Source organism: Serratia sp. K1WW1, assembly GCF_055790865.1.
On record NZ_CM147697.1, the window covers coordinates 1,764,296 to 1,783,008 of the forward strand.

General features: G+C 53.0%; 22 protein-coding genes and 1 tRNA gene. 13 read left to right on the plus strand and 10 right to left on the minus strand.

Going from position 1 to position 18,713, the window contains the following annotated elements; translation table 11 throughout:
• Window positions 1–117: 117 nt before the first annotated feature.
• A complete protein-coding gene (locus tag ACX9GU_RS08055) occupies window positions 118–327 on the plus strand; it encodes a hypothetical protein (protein ID WP_021178640.1) in 210 nt (69 codons plus the stop codon).
• 172 nt (window positions 328–499) lie between these two features.
• Here ACX9GU_RS08055 and ACX9GU_RS08060 read toward each other — a convergent pair whose 3' ends face one another.
• The 10 genes from ACX9GU_RS08060 to ACX9GU_RS08105 all read right to left on the minus strand — a co-directional run bounded on the left by ACX9GU_RS08060 (window position 500) and on the right by ACX9GU_RS08105 (window position 7,765).
• Window positions 500–1,039 (minus strand): DUF2058 domain-containing protein, encoded by a 540-nt coding sequence (locus tag ACX9GU_RS08060; RefSeq protein ID WP_021806083.1) that lies wholly within the window; start codon window positions 1,037–1,039, stop codon window positions 500–502.
• Window positions 1,040–1,265: 226 nt separating this feature from the next.
• Window positions 1,266–1,628 carry a helix-turn-helix domain-containing protein gene (locus ACX9GU_RS08065; RefSeq protein ID WP_473195138.1) on the minus strand — a complete coding sequence of 121 codons (363 nt, stop codon included), beginning with the start codon at window positions 1,626–1,628 and terminating at the stop codon, window positions 1,266–1,268.
• Window position 1,629: 1 nt separating this feature from the next.
• A tRNA-Arg gene (locus ACX9GU_RS08070) sits at window positions 1,630–1,704 on the minus strand.
• A 237-nt stretch (window positions 1,705–1,941) separates the two neighbouring features.
• Window positions 1,942–2,994 carry a tyrosine-protein phosphatase gene (locus ACX9GU_RS08075; protein ID WP_473194412.1) on the minus strand — a complete coding sequence of 351 codons (1,053 nt, stop codon included), beginning with the start codon at window positions 2,992–2,994 and terminating at the stop codon, window positions 1,942–1,944.
• 11 nt (window positions 2,995–3,005) lie between these two features.
• The gene (locus tag ACX9GU_RS08080; protein WP_115158247.1) at window positions 3,006–3,857 is read right to left on the minus strand and encodes a PTS system mannose/fructose/sorbose family transporter subunit IID; all 852 of its coding nucleotides are present in this window, start codon (window positions 3,855–3,857) and stop codon (window positions 3,006–3,008) included.
• Window positions 3,854–4,642, minus strand: a complete 789-nt coding sequence (locus ACX9GU_RS08085) for a PTS mannose/fructose/sorbose/N-acetylgalactosamine transporter subunit IIC (RefSeq protein ID WP_071684095.1) — start codon at window positions 4,640–4,642, stop codon at window positions 3,854–3,856. The genes ACX9GU_RS08080 and ACX9GU_RS08085 overlap by 4 nt, the downstream gene beginning before the upstream one ends.
• A gap of 37 nt (window positions 4,643–4,679) precedes the next feature.
• Complete coding sequence (locus ACX9GU_RS08090) at window positions 4,680–5,153, minus strand: PTS sugar transporter subunit IIB (protein WP_024485100.1); 474 nt, start codon at window positions 5,151–5,153, stop codon at window positions 4,680–4,682.
• 11 nt (window positions 5,154–5,164) lie between these two features.
• Complete coding sequence (locus tag ACX9GU_RS08095) at window positions 5,165–5,596, minus strand: PTS sugar transporter subunit IIA (RefSeq protein ID WP_473194413.1); 432 nt, start codon at window positions 5,594–5,596, stop codon at window positions 5,165–5,167.
• Between the two features lie 284 nt (window positions 5,597–5,880).
• Entirely contained in the window at window positions 5,881–6,732 is an 852-nt protein-coding gene (locus ACX9GU_RS08100; RefSeq protein ID WP_024485098.1) for a MurR/RpiR family transcriptional regulator, read from the minus strand.
• Window positions 6,733–6,829: 97 nt separating this feature from the next.
• Window positions 6,830–7,765: a formate/nitrite transporter family protein gene (locus ACX9GU_RS08105; RefSeq protein WP_473194414.1), complete on the minus strand. Its 936-nt coding sequence runs from the start codon at window positions 7,763–7,765 to the stop codon at window positions 6,830–6,832.
• Window positions 7,766–8,002: 237 nt separating this feature from the next.
• On the opposite strand from ACX9GU_RS08105, the gene ccmA reads away from it, so the two are divergent.
• The 12 genes from ccmA to ACX9GU_RS08165 all read left to right on the plus strand — a co-directional run bounded on the left by ccmA (window position 8,003) and on the right by ACX9GU_RS08165 (window position 18,672).
• Window positions 8,003–8,635, plus strand: coding sequence for a cytochrome c biogenesis heme-transporting ATPase CcmA (gene ccmA / locus ACX9GU_RS08110; protein ID WP_473195139.1), 633 nt, complete (start codon window positions 8,003–8,005; stop codon window positions 8,633–8,635).
• The gene (gene ccmB / locus ACX9GU_RS08115; RefSeq protein WP_021806074.1) at window positions 8,635–9,294 is read left to right on the plus strand and encodes a heme exporter protein CcmB; all 660 of its coding nucleotides are present in this window, start codon (window positions 8,635–8,637) and stop codon (window positions 9,292–9,294) included. Before ccmA ends, ccmB begins: the two co-directional genes overlap by 1 nt.
• 116 nt (window positions 9,295–9,410) lie before the next feature.
• The gene (locus ACX9GU_RS08120; RefSeq protein WP_021178631.1) at window positions 9,411–10,148 is read left to right on the plus strand and encodes a heme ABC transporter permease; all 738 of its coding nucleotides are present in this window, start codon (window positions 9,411–9,413) and stop codon (window positions 10,146–10,148) included.
• The gene (ccmD, locus tag ACX9GU_RS08125; RefSeq protein WP_473194415.1) at window positions 10,145–10,396 is read left to right on the plus strand and encodes a heme exporter protein CcmD; all 252 of its coding nucleotides are present in this window, start codon (window positions 10,145–10,147) and stop codon (window positions 10,394–10,396) included. The genes ACX9GU_RS08120 and ccmD overlap by 4 nt, the downstream gene beginning before the upstream one ends.
• Complete coding sequence (ccmE, locus tag ACX9GU_RS08130; RefSeq protein WP_473194416.1) at window positions 10,393–10,887, plus strand: cytochrome c maturation protein CcmE; 495 nt, start codon at window positions 10,393–10,395, stop codon at window positions 10,885–10,887. The genes ccmD and ccmE overlap by 4 nt, the downstream gene beginning before the upstream one ends.
• Window positions 10,884–12,854, plus strand: coding sequence for a heme lyase CcmF/NrfE family subunit (locus tag ACX9GU_RS08135; RefSeq protein ID WP_021806070.1), 1,971 nt, complete (start codon window positions 10,884–10,886; stop codon window positions 12,852–12,854). Before ccmE ends, ACX9GU_RS08135 begins: the two co-directional genes overlap by 4 nt.
• The gene (locus tag ACX9GU_RS08140; RefSeq protein ID WP_021178627.1) at window positions 12,851–13,402 is read left to right on the plus strand and encodes a DsbE family thiol:disulfide interchange protein; all 552 of its coding nucleotides are present in this window, start codon (window positions 12,851–12,853) and stop codon (window positions 13,400–13,402) included. Before ACX9GU_RS08135 ends, ACX9GU_RS08140 begins: the two co-directional genes overlap by 4 nt.
• Window positions 13,399–13,866: a cytochrome c-type biogenesis protein gene (locus tag ACX9GU_RS08145; RefSeq protein ID WP_021178626.1), complete on the plus strand. Its 468-nt coding sequence runs from the start codon at window positions 13,399–13,401 to the stop codon at window positions 13,864–13,866. The genes ACX9GU_RS08140 and ACX9GU_RS08145 overlap by 4 nt, the downstream gene beginning before the upstream one ends.
• Entirely contained in the window at window positions 13,866–15,080 is a 1,215-nt protein-coding gene (ccmI, locus tag ACX9GU_RS08150; protein WP_121607431.1) for a c-type cytochrome biogenesis protein CcmI, read from the plus strand. Before ACX9GU_RS08145 ends, ccmI begins: the two co-directional genes overlap by 1 nt.
• A 35-nt stretch (window positions 15,081–15,115) precedes the next feature.
• On the plus strand, window positions 15,116–15,877 hold the full coding sequence (gene mlaA / locus ACX9GU_RS08155; protein WP_059201370.1) for a phospholipid-binding lipoprotein MlaA: 762 nt from the start codon (window positions 15,116–15,118) through the stop codon (window positions 15,875–15,877).
• Window positions 15,878–16,206: 329 nt separating this feature from the next.
• Window positions 16,207–16,833, plus strand: coding sequence for an OB-fold-containig protein (locus ACX9GU_RS08160; RefSeq protein WP_473194417.1), 627 nt, complete (start codon window positions 16,207–16,209; stop codon window positions 16,831–16,833).
• Between the two features lie 51 nt (window positions 16,834–16,884).
• Window positions 16,885–18,672 carry a flotillin family protein gene (locus ACX9GU_RS08165; protein WP_473194418.1) on the plus strand — a complete coding sequence of 596 codons (1,788 nt, stop codon included), beginning with the start codon at window positions 16,885–16,887 and terminating at the stop codon, window positions 18,670–18,672.
• The last annotated feature ends 41 nt before the right edge of the window (window positions 18,673–18,713 follow it).

Below are 18,713 nucleotides of genomic sequence, written 5' to 3' on the forward strand. Positions count from 1 at the left end.
GTATGGCGTATATTTTTTAGCTTTTGCGAGTATTCTTAGAGGTGCAGCACATTTAACGAGCGATTGTCATCCTGCTTGTGGCACGTCAACTTTACTGTAAACGTTGAGGAGGAGATCATGGAAACTTTGGAAAAGTGCTATGTCTATGCCAAGAACACCAGCAACATGGATTTTCTCGCTTCTACGGTGGCATTCTTGGAGTTTCAGGGTCGTGAAGTCGATGCTAACGGCGTGGCGGGTAATATGTCGCGTGAACAGAGCGATAACTTCTTCGAACGGCTCAATCATTACCGTTCTATCTACAAAAAGCAGAGCCAACCAGCTTGAATTCACCGCTAAGGCCCCGTTTTCGGGGCTTTTTCATTTAACTTTTTAATTTAAATAATATTTTTTGTGATTTACTTCGAAAATGAAAAGATAGGTCGAAATGCCCCTGCGGTTGAGCTCAAGGGGCGTTGTTGCTTATGGGCTGATCGCGGTAAGCCTCTGGAAAGTTTGTTTACCACATAAGATCGTCAGGCACGACAAAATCGGCATACGGATCTTCTTCATCTTTAGCCTCTTTGCTCAGCTCGGCATTTAATACAATGCTGCTAGCATCACGCTGCGCAATTTTATCGGCCACGATCGCGGGTATAATCGCGTATTCGCCTTCAGGATTCTTATCGGTAATCAGACGAGCAATGGCAAGGCGGCCACTAATCAACTGAGATTGGGTAGTTTTATCCACATATATTTTTTTAATTAAATTATTATCTGTGAAGTTATAACCAATATCGCCATTTGCAATAACGATCCGATTCATTTCAATGAGCTGCTTTACCTGGGCTTTATATTCTTTAGCTAAAGCGGCCTGTTTTTGCTGCTCATTCAACTGCTTATCACGTTCAACCTGTGCTTTTTTGTTTTCTTCCACGGCCTCTCTTGCCTCACGAGCCTGAACCCGCGATTTTTTAGCCGTTCTTTCCACTTTCGCCAGTTTTTTACTGTTGACCAGTCCAGCTTTAAGCAGCTGCTCTTGTAATGTTAGCTTTGCCATGTTCGTTTCCGAAACCGATTAAATAATGCCTTGGATTATACCCTTAACGTGTGAGGTTGTGCTAGGTAGCGGGAGCAGGTCACGTATTATATTGATAACAGTGTATATCCTGCCCTCAGCGCCAACATGGTTGCTGATTTGTGTAGGGGCCGAGCATGTTCAGCCTGAGTTAACCGATTGGTTATCTTAAGGGCGGAGCATTGCAGCACCCCTACACTGAGCAAGACTAGGGGAACAACTGCTCGGGGGAGCAATCATACAGCGCCGCTAGTTTTTCACGGGTGCGCTTCTGAGGGCGGTCTGATGCCTCCCATTGTGAAACGGTGGATTGGGTGGTGCCGAGTTTTTCAGCCACATCATACTGAGACAGGTCCCGATAGATCCGCCAGGCCGCCAGAAGAGAAACTTCCTGGTCAATCATGATCTTGACGATCGCGTTAGGCACGGTCACATCATCGGATTTTGAGGCAGTGTAGGGCACATCTTCCCAATCATTTTTTGCGTTAATCAGTTTTTCATATTCGCTGTAGGGCACCACGGCATTCTGTGGCTGGCTTAGTTCCTGTGGGGTAATTCGAGTCGCATCAATATGGTGTCCCCTGCAGGAATCGAACCTGCAACTAGCCCTTAGGAGGGGCTCGTTATATCCATTTAACTAAGGGGACACGGCGGGCGCAGTATACCCATTTTTACGCTTGGGTTTAAGAGGTTATTGGCCTGATCGTCTGAAATGTAACCGGTTTTCTCTGTTTTTAGCCCATTTCTTGCCGTTAGCCGCCCATCAATGTGCGTTTGCGGCAGAAGCCAGGCGCTTTGGGGAAGGGCGAGCGGCAGGAGCGAGGCAAGTCAAAGTGCCCCACAGCTGCCGCCGTGGTATCAAGGAGTTGTCTGGTTCTAAGGGGTTAGATTAAAAAGTTTTGCTGCATCTTGCTAAAGTCGGCGTCGGTAAAGCCTAATTCCTGCTTGATGTAACCCGCGACGCTACCAGATTGTTGTTTCATGGTGTTGAACACCTCAACAATAAAGGATTCGCGCGTATCAATCAGCGTATGCAGGTAATCAAGCACATTCTGGTCGTCGGTTATTTTACGATAGGAGGCCATTTTTACCTCGTTGCGCTCCATCCGGTTGGCCTGGGTTAGCATGTAATCGGCAATAATGTCATCCTCTGAAACCCCCAGCATGGATAAAACCAATAAAGCGCCATAGCCCGTGCGGTCTTTGCCTCCACGACAGTGCTGAATATGTGGGCTGTTGTCTTTATCTAACAACACCTCAATCATGGTCTTAAACGCTGTTTTAGATTTGTCACTGGTCACGAAGTGTCTGTATTGTTCTAAAACCTGTGCGCCTTGCCCATTGATCAGTTCTGCAGGGATATCACGCATAACGCTTTCTATCAGCATGCGATCTTCGTCACTGGGCTCGGCGGAAAACTGGGCCGCCAGCTCTGCGGTTTGTGCCGCCGCATCCAGATGATAGGTTCTTTTTTCACCAACAGAGTCGTTGGGGCTTTTGGCAATCTCATTGGCACTGCGGTAATCAATAATGGTCTGAATCTGCAACGATTCGATGTATGCCACGGCCTGCGAGCTGAGATGGTGTAAATGGTTCGAGCGGTAAAGCATTCCCCATTTTACTTGTTTGCCACCGGCACCCACGTAGCCGCCAAAATCCCGGAAATTATTTAAACCGTCGACGGGAAGCGTTCTTTCTGCGGCAAGATAAGTTTGGCCACCCTGCTCGATAATAAAATAAACTCGTTGTTCGGCCTTTAACGGATCGTCCAATAAATAGGGGCTCGTAGCATTGTCCGCAATTAAATAGCGTTCCTGACTGTTGGCATCATTATCTTTTGTCCAGTATAGCGACACCGGGCCTGCATCTGAATTAAAGCTTATCTCGAGTTGGATCTTGTTTTTTCTGCTAATGGATAACTGAATCTTCGAATTCATCACTATTCCCTTTAACTTAAAATGCCAAACATGGAGCAAATGACGCCGAACACCATCATTGCAATGATGAGTGACACCGTATATTTTCCTTTAAATCTTTTGACCAGGAAGAATATGCCCAAGGAAAACAGTAACGTCAGCAGGTTAGGCGCAACCTTGTCAAACATCTCCTGGACTTTTATCGACTGCTCGCCAACGGCGATCACCAAGGGGGTCGATATCTTGACGGTGGTGGCTATCAGCGAGCCTAGCACCATCACGCCCACCACGTTGGCCACGTTTGAGATTCGTTGGATAATATTCGAGTTTTTAGACTGCTCGATTAAATCCACGCCCTTGTTATAGCCATAATGGATAAAGAAATATTTCGAGCCGATATTGACCAGGTTGAAGAGAATAAACATCAGTATCGGGCCGATAAGATTACCCTGCAGGGCAAATGCGGCACCGATACTGCCACAGATTGGCAGCCAGGTGAATTTCAACAGGCTGTCGCCTAAACCAGCCAGTGGGCCCATTAAACCGGCTTTAACAGAAACTACCGCTTCTTTCTCTTCTTCTGTAGTTTTTTCTTCCAGCGCGGCGGTAACGCCCAAAATCAGTGCGCCGGTGTTAATCTGTGAGTTGTAGAATTCCAGGTGCCGTTTCATGGCCCGTACGCGCGTTTCTTTATCGGCATCGGCGTACAACTTGTCGAGCACCGGGATCATGCAATGCGCAAAGCCAATAGTTTGCAGTTTCTCATAGTTATATGAGAATGACATAGTCTGAATATTCCAGAAAATACGGTTTAAATCGGCCTTGGTCAGCTTTTTATCCTGAGTGGTGGGGCTCACACCATGATATGAAATTGTCTCGTTCATAAGTCATACTCTTCTTCAGTGTCCGTTGCGGTCGCTTTGCTCTTTTCTGGTGCTGGAGTATTCATGCCGTTGGTATAAGCCATGTCATAAAGCACAGCAAAGGCCAGGGCGATAAAGGTAATCGGGATAATCGGCAGTTTTAAATAGGTGGTCAGAATAAAGCCCAGCAGGAAGAAGAACCACATCCGGCCCTTTAACAGCATCAGCAATAAGATACACACGCCGATGGCTGGGATCATTTTAGAGGCCACGCCCATGCCGGTTAAAATGCTGGCCGGTATGGCTTCTAACACTTTACTGACCAGGTCCCCGCCAAAGTAGATTGCCAGGAAGCAGGGAACGGCACGGATCAAGAACCACAGCGGCGTCGAGAAATAGTGGACCTTGACCAGGCCTTGATAGTCCCCCGATTGAATGGATTTCTCCGCCCAGACGTTTAAGAAGCTGGCAAAAGAGCGCCAGACGATCAGCAGTTGTTGGCAAAGAATAGAGACCGGAACCGCCAGTGCGATACCCGCGGCAATACCGCCTTTGGAGGCGATACCCAAAGCGACCCCGATGATCGATCCCGCAATAATATCGGGAGCTGAGTAGGCGCCTACGTTACCGATGCCCATCCACATCAGTTCAAGCGTGGCACTGATTGCCAACCCTTGAACCATGTCCCCCATGATGATGCCTGCTACCGTGCCGGTTAACAGCGGCCGCCGCAGCATTTGTGGCCCTACGTCATCCATTGAGCAGATACCTGCCCAAATGGCCACCAAGATTGCTTCCATTAACATCGTTGTATCCCCCAGCGATTACGTAAAAATTACCTAATCAATCGATCAATGTTTTCAGTTCCACAATGGGATCTTTCGGCACCATTTGTATTTCTACCGCAATATTTTTGGCAATCAGCGATTTAAACGCCTGCTCTTCTTCTGGTGTTACCGCAACGGCCCGTGAAAGGCTCTTTCTGCCTTCCTGCATTCTCATGCCACCCACGTTCAGCTTGTCGATTTTCAGCCCACCTTCTACCAGCGCGTGGACATCGACACTGTTGGTAAACAGCAGCATGGTGCGTCTTTTAATTTCTGCCTTTTTCAGTACATCGATAAACTTCTGTACGCCAAACACCTGAACCTTTAATTCAGGTGGTGCTGACATGGTGATCACCGATTGCTGAACGCTATCACCGGCAACCTTGTCATTAATAATCAGGATCTGTTCAATATCATGGTTTTTAACCCACGTGGTGATCACCTGGCCGTGAATAAGGCGATCATCAATTCTGGCTAAATTAATTGGCATGGTATTTTTCCTTAAAGTTCGGTTGACTGTTCCCGCTCGGTTTGTAAGACCTTCCCAACGTTGAAGCAACTATTTGGAAAAACCTCCTCGATAACGGTTCCAATCTCATTTAATGACAACTCGCGATTGCTGAAAACTTCAAGCAGGGTCGGAATATTAAAACCGCAGAATAACAACACGTCATCATGGGTTAACAACAGCTCGCAAGACAAATTACACGGCGAGCCACCCATCATATCCACCAGGATCACCACTCCGTTGCCCTGGTTAATCGATTTATAGGTGTCAAATAGCGTGACGCGCGCATCACTGATATTGGTGTCTTCCTGAATGGAAACCACCGCAACGTTGTCTTGCTTACCGACCAGCATCTCGGCACAGGTCAGCGCACCTTGGGCAAAGGGGCCGTGGCTCACTAATATGACAGGGATCTCAGCTTGCATCGTCTCTCCTGGATAATTCTTTATGTAACATTATTACTTAGTGTGTTTTATTTTTTAGTAATACTATTACCTTTAAATTGAAATGGACACCATGAGAAGTGGATTTTCTGCGTTCTGAGAAGCCGATCACCCTTTGGTGGTTAATGCTGCCTGGAAGGCTGGTTCTGGCTTGAGGAGGAGATGGGGAGCAAAGATGAGGAATAGGCAGGGGCGAAAGTGCGGATTGTGTGAGCGGGCGCAGCATGCAGCGCCCCGTTTTAATCTGGCGAGGGTATGTGACCTGGTTAAGGCTTGTTGTTTTGGTTGTAAAAACGTTCCGCGCGGGTTTGGGTTTGCTTTAATAAACGCTCGTCGTACTGCTGGATAAACAGGTTAGTCACCAGCATGTTGATCACCGAAAGCTGGGAAATCTTGGAGCGGATAGGGATCAGGCGGGAAACGCTTTCCGTGGAAATGGTATGCAATAACACATCGGCCAAACCAGAGATGCGGCTTTGGCCCATTTTGGTGATGGCGATAGAAGGGACACCCAACTGCTGTGCCAGGGTCAGCAACTTGACGCCATCCTGATTTTCACCGGAGTGGGAGATAATGATCAGCAGATCGTGTTTATCCAGCGTATTGACGATGCTAAATTGAATGCTGTAGTCCAGGTGGCAGCTCACGTCTTTCTTTATCTTGATCAACTGGTATTCAAGCTCTTTACCTACCAGTCCGCTACTGCCTGCACCGTAGATCACCACTTTATTGCTATTTCTGATGAGCTCATTGGCTTTGGCCAACTGCTCGCTATTCATCATGGCGTGGGTTTCATCAATAGAGGATTTTTCTATCAGGTGAATTTTACCGTTCACCGTTTCTATTGAGTCATCCAGATTAATGTCTTCCTGCAACACGTTATCTTGTTTGCTGGAACCTGACGCGGTGATCAAATCGATTTTAAGATCGCTAAATCCCTGATACCCGAGCTTATGACAGAGACGTAGGATGGTGGTAGTGCTGACGTCGTTAGCTTTTGCCAGCGTCTGGATACTCATATTTTTTAGCGACTGTTTATTCGCAATAATATAGTCGGCTACGCCACGCTCTTTAGCCGATAATCCGTTGCTGACTTCTCTAAGTTTTAAGTCGAACATCTAACACCTTTCGCCGGGTAAGAATGTTATTCGTTGTTTATAATACAATTTCGTACCAACCTTATCAAACGGCGAATCGGTGCGGCGGCAAGTCTTTCTAGCTATCCGTATTCTCCTTGGGCTTTTTATCCTGCTGAGCCTTTAGCCGTTCGGCCTTGGCCTTGTCACTCATATCGTTACGGATCTGCGCATGGCTGATCAGCGCGAAGATAAAGCTGCCGCCGATGATATTGCCCGCCAGCGTCGGGATGGCGAACGGGTAGAAGAACTCCTGCCAGGGGAGTGCGCCGCTAAACACCAGGTACAGGATCTCGACGGAACCGACCACGATATGGGTCAGATCGCAAATCGCCACCAGGTAGGTCATCAGCACGATCACCCAGATCTTGGCGGCCCTGGCCGAAGGGAACATCCATACCATCGTGGCGATGATCCAACCCGCCAGGATGCCGTTGGCAAACATCTCTCCCGGGGTGTTATGCATGATTTCCTGCGACAAGCTGGTGAAGGCCGCACGGGTATTCTCATCAAAAATAGGCATATAGATAAATGCCAGCGCGGCCAACCCGGTGCCGAGCAGATTCCCCAACAGCACTATCCCCCATAGGCGGAACAGAATGACGAAGTTCTTCGGCGTCGGTTTATGCATGATGGGCAACACCGCCGTGACGGTGTTTTCGGTAAACAGCTGCTGGCGAGCCATGATGACGATGATAAAGCCGAAGGTATAGCCGATGTTCTCGATAAAAAACCGGCTTGGGTCGTCCGGTAGTCGTGCGTGAAAAATCCCTTTCGCCGCCAGGGAAGCCCCCATCGACAAGCCAGCGGCCAAGGCTGACAGCAATAGCGCCAGCCAGTCACGCTCCAATTCTTTCTCTCCCTCCATGCGGATTTGCTCATGCACGGCAGCGGCGCGCGAGGGCAATTTTTCCTCATCGACCTCAATGGTGGATTTGCCCCGATCGTGCTCTTCGCTTTCGACCTTGACGCTGCTTTTATCGCTGTTGGCTGGACGATCTGGTTTTGTGCTCAATGGTCATTCTCCTATTGGCTGATAACTAAAGCGTAGTTGCTGATGGGGCGAAGGAAAGTGCGCGGGAAAAATGATTAAAAAGTAACGAAATTTTAACGTTGATGATTTTTTCTACGCAATTTTGATCTGATGCGCAATATTACCCCTAATGGAGTACATCCAAGCCAGGCTGCGGGCTACGAGCGCACTGTGGCTTATGCTATGATTCGCTATCCCAAAGAAAAATATGAGTCCTCCATGCTGGAAGCCAAAAATCTTAGTTGTGTACGAGATGAACGAACTCTGTTTGACAGGTTGAGTTTTTTGGTGAACCCGGGGGACATTATTCAGGTGGAAGGCCCTAATGGGGCTGGCAAAACCAGCTTGCTGCGTATTTTGGCCGGGTTGGCGCAGCCAGACGCAGGCGAAGTGCTGTGGCAGGGCGAAAATACGCGTCATCGCCGTGAGCAATATCATCTGGATCTGCTGTTTCTGGGGCACCAGCCGGGAATTAAATCCATGTTGACCCCGTTTGAGAATTTGCAGTTTTACCAGGCGGTTAGCCAGTCATCCGATCGTCAGGCCATCTGGCAGGCGTTGGAGCAGGTAGGCTTGGTCGGTTATGAGGATTTACCGGTGGCGCAGCTTTCCGCCGGGCAGCAGCGGCGTGTGGCACTGGCACGGCTCTGGCTCAGTAAATGCCCGTTGTGGATCCTGGATGAACCTTTGACGGCCATAGACAAGCAGGGCGTGTTGGAACTGACCGCGCTGTTTGAGCAACATGCGCAACAGGGCGGTATGGTGCTGCTAACGACGCATCAAGATTTAACCGGAACACGGCAGGCGGTAAGGAAAATTCGCCTGACACAGACCAGCGCGGAGATCGCCTGATGTTCTTCATCATACTGCGGCGGGAACTGAAAATTGCCTTTCGTAAAGGCTCCGAGATCGTCAACCCGCTGTGGTTCTTCCTGATCGTGATCACGCTGTTTCCATTGGGCGTTGGGCCAGAACCGCAATTGCTGGCGCGTATTGCGCCGGGAATTATCTGGGTAGCGGCGCTGTTAGCCTCGTTGCTTTCGCTGGAGCGGTTGTTCCGTGATGACTACCTCGATGGCTCATTGGAACAGCTACTGTTATTGCCAACGCAGCTGCCAATGACGGTGTTAGGCAAAGTGTGTGCTCACTGGGTAGTGACCGGGTTGCCGTTGTTGATCCTGTCGCCGCTGGTGGCGCTGCTGCTGTCGCTGGATGTGAATACCTGGATGGCGATGGCGCTGACCCTGCTGCTGGGTACTCCAACGCTGAGCCTGATTGGCGCTATCGGTGTGGCGTTGACGGTTGGGCTACGCAAAGGCGGCGTGCTGCTGAGTTTGCTGGTGCTGCCGCTGTATATTCCGGTACTGATTTTCGCTACCGCGGCGATAGATGCCGCCTCGATGGGGATGCCGATCGACGGTTATCTGGCCATCCTGGGTGCGATGCTGGCGGGCAGCATCACGCTGGCGCCTTTTGCCACCGCAGCTGCGTTGCGTGTAAGCGTACACTAGCTGGAAATTTAATCGCGGATGAATGCCTATAAGAGCTTTTCCGTGCGCAAGACTTTCGCCGTTCTGCCATCAGGGAGCGGTTACCGAATGATTTCTTACCGTGAGCAATGACGACAATGTGGAAATGGTTACATCAATTTGCCAAGCCGGAACGGCTGTACCATGTCTGTGGCCGCTTTGTCCCCTGGTTGGGGATAGCGGGCGCCATCTGTCTGCTGGTCGGCTGGGTGTGGGGCTTCGGTTTCGCACCTAAAGATTATCAACAGGGTGACAGCTTCCGTATCATGTACATTCATGTTCCGGCGGCCATCTGGTCGATGGGCATTTATGGCTCGATGGCGATAGCGGCGTTTATCGGCCTGGTCTGGCAGATGAAAATGTCCGATACCGTGGTCGCTGCCATGGCTCCGGTCGGCGCGGTATTCACCTTTATTGCCCTGGTCACCGGCTCCGCCTGGGGTAAACCGATGTGGGGCACCTGGTGGGTGTGGGACGCACGCCTGACCTCGGAGCTGGTATTGCTGTTCCTTTATATGGGCATCATTGCGTTGTATAACGCTTTCGACGATCGCCGCCTGGCCGGGCGAGCCGCTGGTATTCTGGTGCTGGTAGGGGTGATCAACATTCCGATTATTCACTTCTCGGTCGAATGGTGGAATACCCTCCACCAAGGTTCAACCAATATGCAGCAGAGCATTGCGCCAAGTATGCGTTACCCGCTGCGTTGGGCGATCTTCGGTTACCTGTTGTTCTTTATTACGCTGACCTTGATGCGCCTGCGCAACCTGATCCTTTTCCAGGAACGCCAGCGCCCTTGGGTCGCCGAATTGGTTAACAAGGAGCGTCAGTCATGAATGCTGCATTCAGTTCCTGGCAGGCGTTTTTCGCCATGGGCGGTTACGCGTTTTACGTTTGGTTGGCCGTGGCCGCAACCCTGCTTTCCCTGCTGGGGCTGCTGGCCCACACCCTGTGGCAGCGCCAGCAGCTACTGGCCGAAGTCAGCCGCCAGGCGTCACGTGAACGGCGTATCCGCCAGTCACAACAGTCAAAGCAATCCGCGGCCACACCGCAGTCTGTTAACTCGCGGGAGAAATCACAGTGAATCCACGTCGTAAAAGCCGCCTCTATCTGGTCATTGTCGTACTGATTGGCGTTGCGCTTACCGCCACGCTGATGCTGTATGCCTTGCGCTCCAATATCGACCTGTTCTATACCCCGAGCGAGATCCTGCAAGGCAAGGGTGAAAAGCTTGAAAAGCCGGAGGTGGGCCAGCGCCTGCGTATCGGTGGCATGGTGATGCCTGGCTCGGTCAAACGCGATCAGCAAAGTCTGCAGGTGAGCTTCAAGGTATATGATGCCCACGGAGCCATCGAAGTGACCTACAACGGGATTTTGCCGGATCTGTTCCGTGAGGGGCAGGGCGTAGTGGCACAGGGTGTGTTGGGGGAAGGTAACGTGGTCAACGCGCGCGAAGTGCTGGCCAAACACGATGAAAAATATACGCCACCAGAAGTCGCGGATGCCATGAAAGAGAATCATAAAAGCCCGGCCGCTACCTATAGCAATTCGCCGGACGGGGGCAACAAGTCATGATGCCGGAACTTGGAAGTTTTCTGCTGTGCCTGGCGTTGGCGATTTCGTTGCTGCTGAGCATTTATCCGCAATGGGGAGCGGCGCGTCAGGATACGCGCATGATGGCGGTAGCCCGTCCGTTAACCTATGGTATGTTTATCGCCATCGCCCTGGCATTTGCCTGCCTGGTGTATGCGTTTATTACCAATGACTTTACGGTCTCCTATGTAGCCGCCAACTCCAACACCAAGCTACCGGTGTATTACCGCATTGCGGCAACATGGGGTGCGCACGAAGGTTCCCTGCTGCTGTGGGTGTTGCTGCTGAGTTGCTGGTCACTGGCGGTTGCCATGTGCAGCCGTGCAATGCCGCAGGATGCCGTGGCGCGTGTGCTGTCGGTGATGGGGATGATCACCGCCGGGTTCTTGCTGTTCATCATTATGACCTCCAACCCGTTTACCCGCACCTTGCCGAGTTTCCCGATCGACGGGGGCGACCTTAACCCGCTGTTGCAGGATATCGGGCTGATCTTCCACCCGCCGTTGCTGTATATGGGCTACGTGGGTTTCTCGGTAGCCTTTGCCTTTGCCATTGCCTCACTGATGGCCGGGCGGCTTGATACGGCCTGGGCTCGTTGGTCGCGTCCGTGGACTACGGCGGCCTGGGTCTTCCTGACCATGGGCATCGTGTTGGGGTCAGCGTGGGCTTACTATGAGCTGGGTTGGGGCGGCTGGTGGTTCTGGGATCCGGTCGAAAACGCCTCCTTTATGCCATGGCTGGCCGGTACGGCCTTGATGCACTCGCTGGCGGTCACCGAAAAACGCGGGACCTTCAAAGCCTGGACGGTGCTGCTGGCGATCACGGCCTTCTCCCTGTGTCTGTTGGGCACCTTCCTGGTGCGTTCCGGCGTGCTGGTCTCCGTTCACTCGTTTGCCTCCGATCCGGCGCGTGGGATGTTTATCCTCGCCTATCTGGTGATCGTGATTGGCGGCTCGCTGTTGCTGTATGCCGTGAAGGGCGGCCAGGTGCGTAGCCGGGTGCAGCATGAAACCTTCTCGCGGGAAACCTTCCTGCTGGGCAACAACGTCCTGCTGATCGCCGCCATGCTGGTGGTGTTGCTGGGGACCTTGTTGCCGTTGGTGCATAAACAGTTGGGGCTGGGCAGTATTTCCATCGGCGAGCCTTTCTTCAACACCATGTTTACCTGGCTGATGGCACCACTGGCGCTGCTGCTGGGCATCGGGCCGTTGGTGCGCTGGCGTCGTGACGAACCTACCAAGCTCTGGCGTCGCCTGGGCGTGGCGCTGGTGATCACATTAGTGCTGTCAATCCTGCTGCCTTGGCTGCTGCAAGACAGTATCGTCGGCATGACGGTGGTCGGGCTGATCATGGCCATCTGGGTGATCCTGTTGACCCTGATGGAGCTGCATGAGCGAGCCACCCATCGTCACGGTTTCTGGCAGGGGCTCAGGCACCTTTCCCGTAGCCATTGGGGTATGGTGTTAGGCCATCTGGGCGTGGCGGTCACGGTGATCGGGATCGCTTTTAGCCAAAACTACAGCGTTGAGCGTGATGTTCGCATGAAGGCCGGTGATAGCGTGGAAATTCACGACTATCGCTTCATCTTCCGCGACGTTCACGATATCCGCGGTTCAAACTACACCGGCGGCGTCGGGATTATCGATGTCACCCGCAACGGTAAGGCAGAAGCCACCTTGCATGCGGAAAAACGCTATTACAGCGTGGCGCGCAGCATGATGACGGAGGCAGCCATCGACGGTGGCCTGACGCGCGATCTGTACGCTGCGTTGGGTGAAGAGTTGGACGATGGCTCTTGGGCCGTGCGCCTTTACTACAAACCTTTTGTCCGCTGGATCTGGTTCGGTGGGGTGTTTATGGCGATCGGCGGCGTACTGTGTATTCTCGATCCGCGCTATCGCATGAGCAAAAAACTCAAACGTGAAGCCAAACAAGGGGGGCAGGCATGAACCGCAAACTGTTATTTATTCCGTTAATCCTGTTCCTGCTGTTGGTGGTGGCTTTGTTGGTGCAGCTGACGCGTAACGCCGGCGGGGAAGATCCCACCATGCTGGAGTCTGCGCTGATTGGCAAACCGGTGCCGACCTTCAAGCTGGAATCCCTGGAACATCCAGGTAAAACCTTCGATCAGGCGGTGCTGCGCACTGGCAAACCGATATTGCTGAACGTGTGGGCGACCTGGTGCCCCACCTGCCGGGCAGAGCACGAGTATCTGAATACTCTGGCGGCCAAGGGCATCCGTGTCGTGGGGCTAAACTATAAAGACGATCGCCAGAAGGCGGTGGTGTGGCTCAATCAGTTGGGTAACCCTTATGCGTTGAGCCTGTACGACGGTGACGGCATGCTGGGGCTGGATCTCGGTGTGTATGGCGCACCGGAGACCTTCCTGATCGACGGCGAAGGCATTATCCGCTACCGCCACGCCGGGGACATGAACGAGCGTGTCTGGCAGCAGGAAGTGTTACCGCTGTACCGTAAATATGGGGGCGACGCATGAGGCTGATAACCTTACTGGTGGCGGCATTGCTAAGCTGGAGTGCTGCTGCGGCCATCGATACCTACAAATTCAATTCGGTGGAGCAGGAACAGCAATACCGTGAGTTGACCGAACAGCTGCGCTGCCCTAAATGCCAGAACAATAGCATTGCCGATTCCAACGCCATCATCGCGGCGGATATGCGCACCAAGGTGTATGAGCTGATGATGCAGGGGCAAGACAAGCAGCAGGTCATCGACTATATGGTGGCGCGCTACGGTAATTTTGTGACCTATGAACCCCCGGTGACGCCAGCAACCTTGATCTTGTGGGTCGGGCCGCTGCTGTTTGTGCTGATTGGCGGGGCGGTGGTGATACTGCGCACTCGTCAACGGCGGGCGGGCGTAGTCAACGAGGAATTCTCCGAGCAGGAGCAGCAGCGTCTTGCAGCGTTGTTGAAAGAGACTGACAGGAAGAAACCCTAATGGCTTTTTGGCTGATAATTATAGTGCTGTTGGTCGGTGCGAGCGCGTTGCTGGTCGTGCCTGCGATGCGCCAAGGCAAAGAAAGTACGGCGGCCAGCCGCGATACGCTCAACAAGGCGTTCTACCAGGATCGCCTTGACGAGCTGGCACAAGATGAAGATCAAGGGGTGGTTGCGGAACGCCCTGAACTGGTCAAAGAGCTGCAACAGAACTTGCTGAACGATATCCCTGGGCAACCGGATGAGCAGCCTGCACGGCCCATCAATCGTTGGGCTTTAGTGCCTGGCGTGATGGTGCTGGTGGTGGTATCGGTTGGCTTTTATCTGAAAACCGGCGGTTTGGCTCAGGTTATGGCCTGGCATCAGGTAGAATCCCAAATGCCGGAACTGCGTGCACGGGTGGCCAATGAGCGTGCCCAACCGCTGAGCATGGAAGAGATCGCCCGTCTTGGCTTGGGTTTACGCACCTCATTGCAGGACGATGACAGGAACCTGAACGACTGGATGATGCTTGGCCGTGTCGGGATGGCGTTGAATAATGCCACCACCGCGACCCAGGCCTTTGCTCATGCTTACAGCCTGGATCCGAGCAATATGGAAGTGCGCCTGGGCTATGCCGAAGTGCTGACGCGCTCTGGCGATCCGGAAGACAACAAGCAGGCCACCGCAATGCTGCGCACCATGGTGGCAGAAGATCACACCAACGTGCGCGTACTGAGCCTGCTGGCGTTCAACTCCTTTGAGCAGGGCGATTACCAACAGGCGATAGGTGCCTGGCAGGTAATGTTGAAACTGTTACCAGCCGATGACCAGCGTGTTGCGGTGATAAAGCGCAGCATTGAACAAGCAAAAGTTCAGGTGGGCGCAGAAACTGTTAAACTCTCCGTCACTGTCACGCTGTCGCCAGAGGCGGCAAAAGCATTACCACAACAAGGAACGCTGATCGTTTCGGTTACCGATGGAACCAACCCGGTGCCGGTAGCGGTCAAGCAATTGCCACTGAGTCGTTTCCCGCTATCATTCACATTGGATGACAGCAACGCCATGATGCCTGAGCGTCTGCTCTCGGCTCAGCAGAAGGTGAAGGTGCACGTCAGGCTGTCACAGGATGGTTTGGCAACGCCACAGGCGGGCGACTGGTTTGGCGATAGTACGCTGCAAGCCTATAGTGGCAAGGAACAGGTCAGCGTTCAGATAGATAAACAGGTTCCCTGATAAAAAAGAATCCAAGGGTTTTCATGGAGATAAATATGAACTTTCGCCTGACTGGGCTGGCTTTCGCAACGGTGTTATTGGTAGGCTGTGCCAGCTCGCCTGGTGACGATCCGCAAGGGCGTTCCGACCCTCTTGAAGGGTTTAACCGGGCGATGTTTAACTTCAACTATAACGTGATGGATCCCTACGTGCTGCGCCCGGTTGCGGTGGCATGGCGCGATTACGTCCCGACGCCTGCGCGTAATGGCTTGAGCAACTTTACTTCCAACCTGGAAGAGCCAGCCAGCATGGTGAACGAATTTCTGCGTGGTAACCCTTATCAGGGCATGAAGCACTTCAACCGTTTCTTCCTCAACACCCTGTTGGGGATGGGCGGGTTGATCGACGTGGCCAGTATGGCTAACCCGAAACTGGCGCGTGAAGAACCACGCCGCTTCGGTGGCACCTTGGGGAACTACGGCGTAGGTTACGGCCCGTATGTCCACTTACCGGTCTACGGCAGCTTCACTATCCGTGAAGACGGTGGCGATTGGGCGGATAGCGTTTATCCGGTGCTGAGTTATCTCACCTTCTGGATGTCGGCGGGTAAATGGGTGGTGGAAGGGATCGAAACCCGTGCTCAACTGCTGGATTCCGATGGATTGCTGCGCAACTCTTCCGATCCTTACATGATGATGCGTGACGCTTACTTCCAACGCCATGACTTCCTGGCGCAGGGCGGGGTGCTCAAGCCGCAGGAAAACCCGAATGCCAAGGCGATCCAGGGCGATCTGGACGAGATCGACTCCGCCAACTAAGGATCAGGTTTTTTTCAACTTATCCTGTGGTGAATAGCGTTTGAAAAAGGATCCCGGAAGTCTGGGGATCCTTTTTTATTTATGTAAATGATAATCATTTTTATTGATGATTTTCTGGGATGGCGGTGCAGTAAATGCTAAAATCTGCGCCAGGCGACTGCCGCTGGTTACATGGAGGGCAGAGCCCGTGGCTTGGGAACCGGCTTGTGTGGAACAAGGATCGTTTATAGCGGATTACAGCATCACCTTTACCGCGTTTTGTCCCCTCTTTCCTGCCGGTCTTCTGCTGCCGCGATATTTTCGCTGTGATGTGCACGGAGAACGCCAATATGGACCTACTTTCTTCAGGCAATGCCCCTTTCTTGATCGCTCTGCTCCTGCTGCTGTTTATCGGCGTGCTGGAAACGCTGGCGGTGTTTCTCGGTGCTTCCCTTTCCAGCCATTTCGATGCGGCTATAGACTCCCATCCGAATATTACCCTGGGTGAGAACGTTTTCGCCCATGGTCTGAGCTGGCTGCATATCGGGCGCTTGCCGCTGCTGGTCATCATCGTGCTGTTTCTCGGCGGTTTTTCACTGAGTGGCCTGATATTGCAATGGTTGGCAGGCGGTGAACTACCGCTGTGGCTGGCAGTGATCGTTGCCTTTATTGTCGCGGTGTTCAGCGTACGCTGGTGTGGCCGCGGCATTGCTCGCTACTTGCCACGTGACGAAAGCAGCGCCGTTTCCACGGACAGCTTTATCGGCCGCATGGCAATTATGACCGGCGCAACGGCCACGGCTGGCTCCCCGGCAGAAGCCAGGTTGACCGATGAGCACGGGCGTACCCATTACATTTTGATCGAGCCGGATGAGGCGGACGCCGCCTTTGTGCGTGGAGCCAAGGTGCTGGTTACGGCGCGCATCTCCGGATCCCGCTTCAGCGGCAGCGCCAACCCTTGGCCGGACCTGCTGTGAACGCGGTTTTAACGGAATTATTTTGATAATACTGATGGAGAGGTAGCCCTAGTGATAATTAGTGATGGTCTTACGTTTTGGGGTTCGATTGCGGGTGGTATCTTTGTCGTCCTGCTGATTATCGGACTGATTTTTTCACGTCTGTATCGCCGCGCTTCGGCGGAACAGTCGTTGGTACGTACCGGTCTGGGCGGTCTCAAGGTGGTGCTGAGCGGTGGTGCCATCTCCCTGCCGGTGTTTCATGAGATTGTTGAAATCAACATGAAGACCCTGAAGCTGGAGGTCAGCCGTGCCATGCACGACAGCCTGATCACCAAGGACAGAATGCGCGTCGACGTGGTGGTGGCATTTTTTGTCCGCGTGCAACCGACCATTGAAGGGATCTCCACTGCAGCACAGACTTTGGGCCAGCGTACGCTGTCACCGGAAGATCTGCGCCAACTGGTGGAAGACAAGTTTGTTGATGCCCTACGCTCCACCGCAGCGCAGATGACCATGCAAGACCTGCAAGATACGCGCGAAAACTTCGTGCAGGGCGTGCAGAGCACGGTATCCGAAGATCTGGCGAAAAATGGCCTGGAGCTGGAAAGCGTATCGCTGACCAACTTTAACCAGACCTCGAAAGAGTATTTTGATCCTAACAACGCCTTCGATGCCGAAGGTCTGACCAAGCTGACGCAGGAAACCGAACGCCGTCGTCGCGAGCGTAACGAAGTTGAGCAGGACGTGGAGGTCGCAGTACGTGAGAAAAACCGCGATGCCATGTCACGCAAGCTGGAGATCGAGCAGCAGGAAGCCTTCATGTCGCTTGAGCAGGAGCAGCAGGTCAAAACCCGCAGCGCCGAGCAAAGCTCCCGGATCGCCACCTTCGAAGCGGAGCGCCGCCGCGAGGCCGAACAGAGCCGCATCTCCGCCGAGCGCCAGATCCAGGAGGCGGAAATCGAGCGTGAGCAGGCGGTACGGACCCGTAAGGTAGAGGCGGACCGTGAAATCCGCGTCAAAGAGATCGAGCAGAATAAAGTCACTGAAATGGCCGCCATCGAGCAGAAAAAAGTGACGGAAATCGCCGAACAGGATAAGGCCATCGCCATTGCTGCCAAGTCCGAGCAGCAGTCCCAGGCTCAGGCGCGCGCCAATGATGCGTTGACCGAAGCGGTGAAAGCGGAGCAAAACGTGGAAACCACGCGCCAGACCGCCGAAGCCGATCGTGCTAAACAGGTTGCTCTGATCGAAGCCCGTCAAGGGGCAGAAACCGAGGCGATGCAACTGACGCTAAAAGCCCGTGCGGAGAAAGAGGCGGCTGAATTGCAGGCCGCTGCCATCATTGAACTGGCCGAAGCCGCACGTAAGAAAGGCTTGGCAGAGGCGGAAACCCAGCGTGCGTTGAACGAAGCGGTCAACATGCTTTCCAGCGATCAGACTAGCCTGAAGTTCAAACTGGCGTTGCTGCAGGCACTGCCGGCGATCATCGAGAAGTCCGTTGAGCCGATGAAGGCCATCGACGGCATCAAGATCATGCAGGTTGATGGGTTGAACCGTTCTGGCGGTGCTGCAGGTGCGACGGCGGCTTCGGTCGGCGGCGGCAACCTGGCCGAGCAGGCGATGTCTGCCGCTCTCGCCTACCGCACGCATGCCCCGGTTATCGATTCCCTGCTACAGGAAATCGGTATCAGCGGCGGTTCATTGCAGGCGTTGACCGCTGCTTTACCGCAGGCGCAACCAGTTGCTCCGTTGGCGGAGTCTGACGCTGTAGTCGTGCAGGAAGAAATTACGGAACAAAAACCGGAGTCGTATGCACCGCCAACTGAGCACAGCATCACGACGGTAAGCCTTTCCTGAGTGACGACTGGATGGGGTTAATAGAATAAAAAACGGCGGGA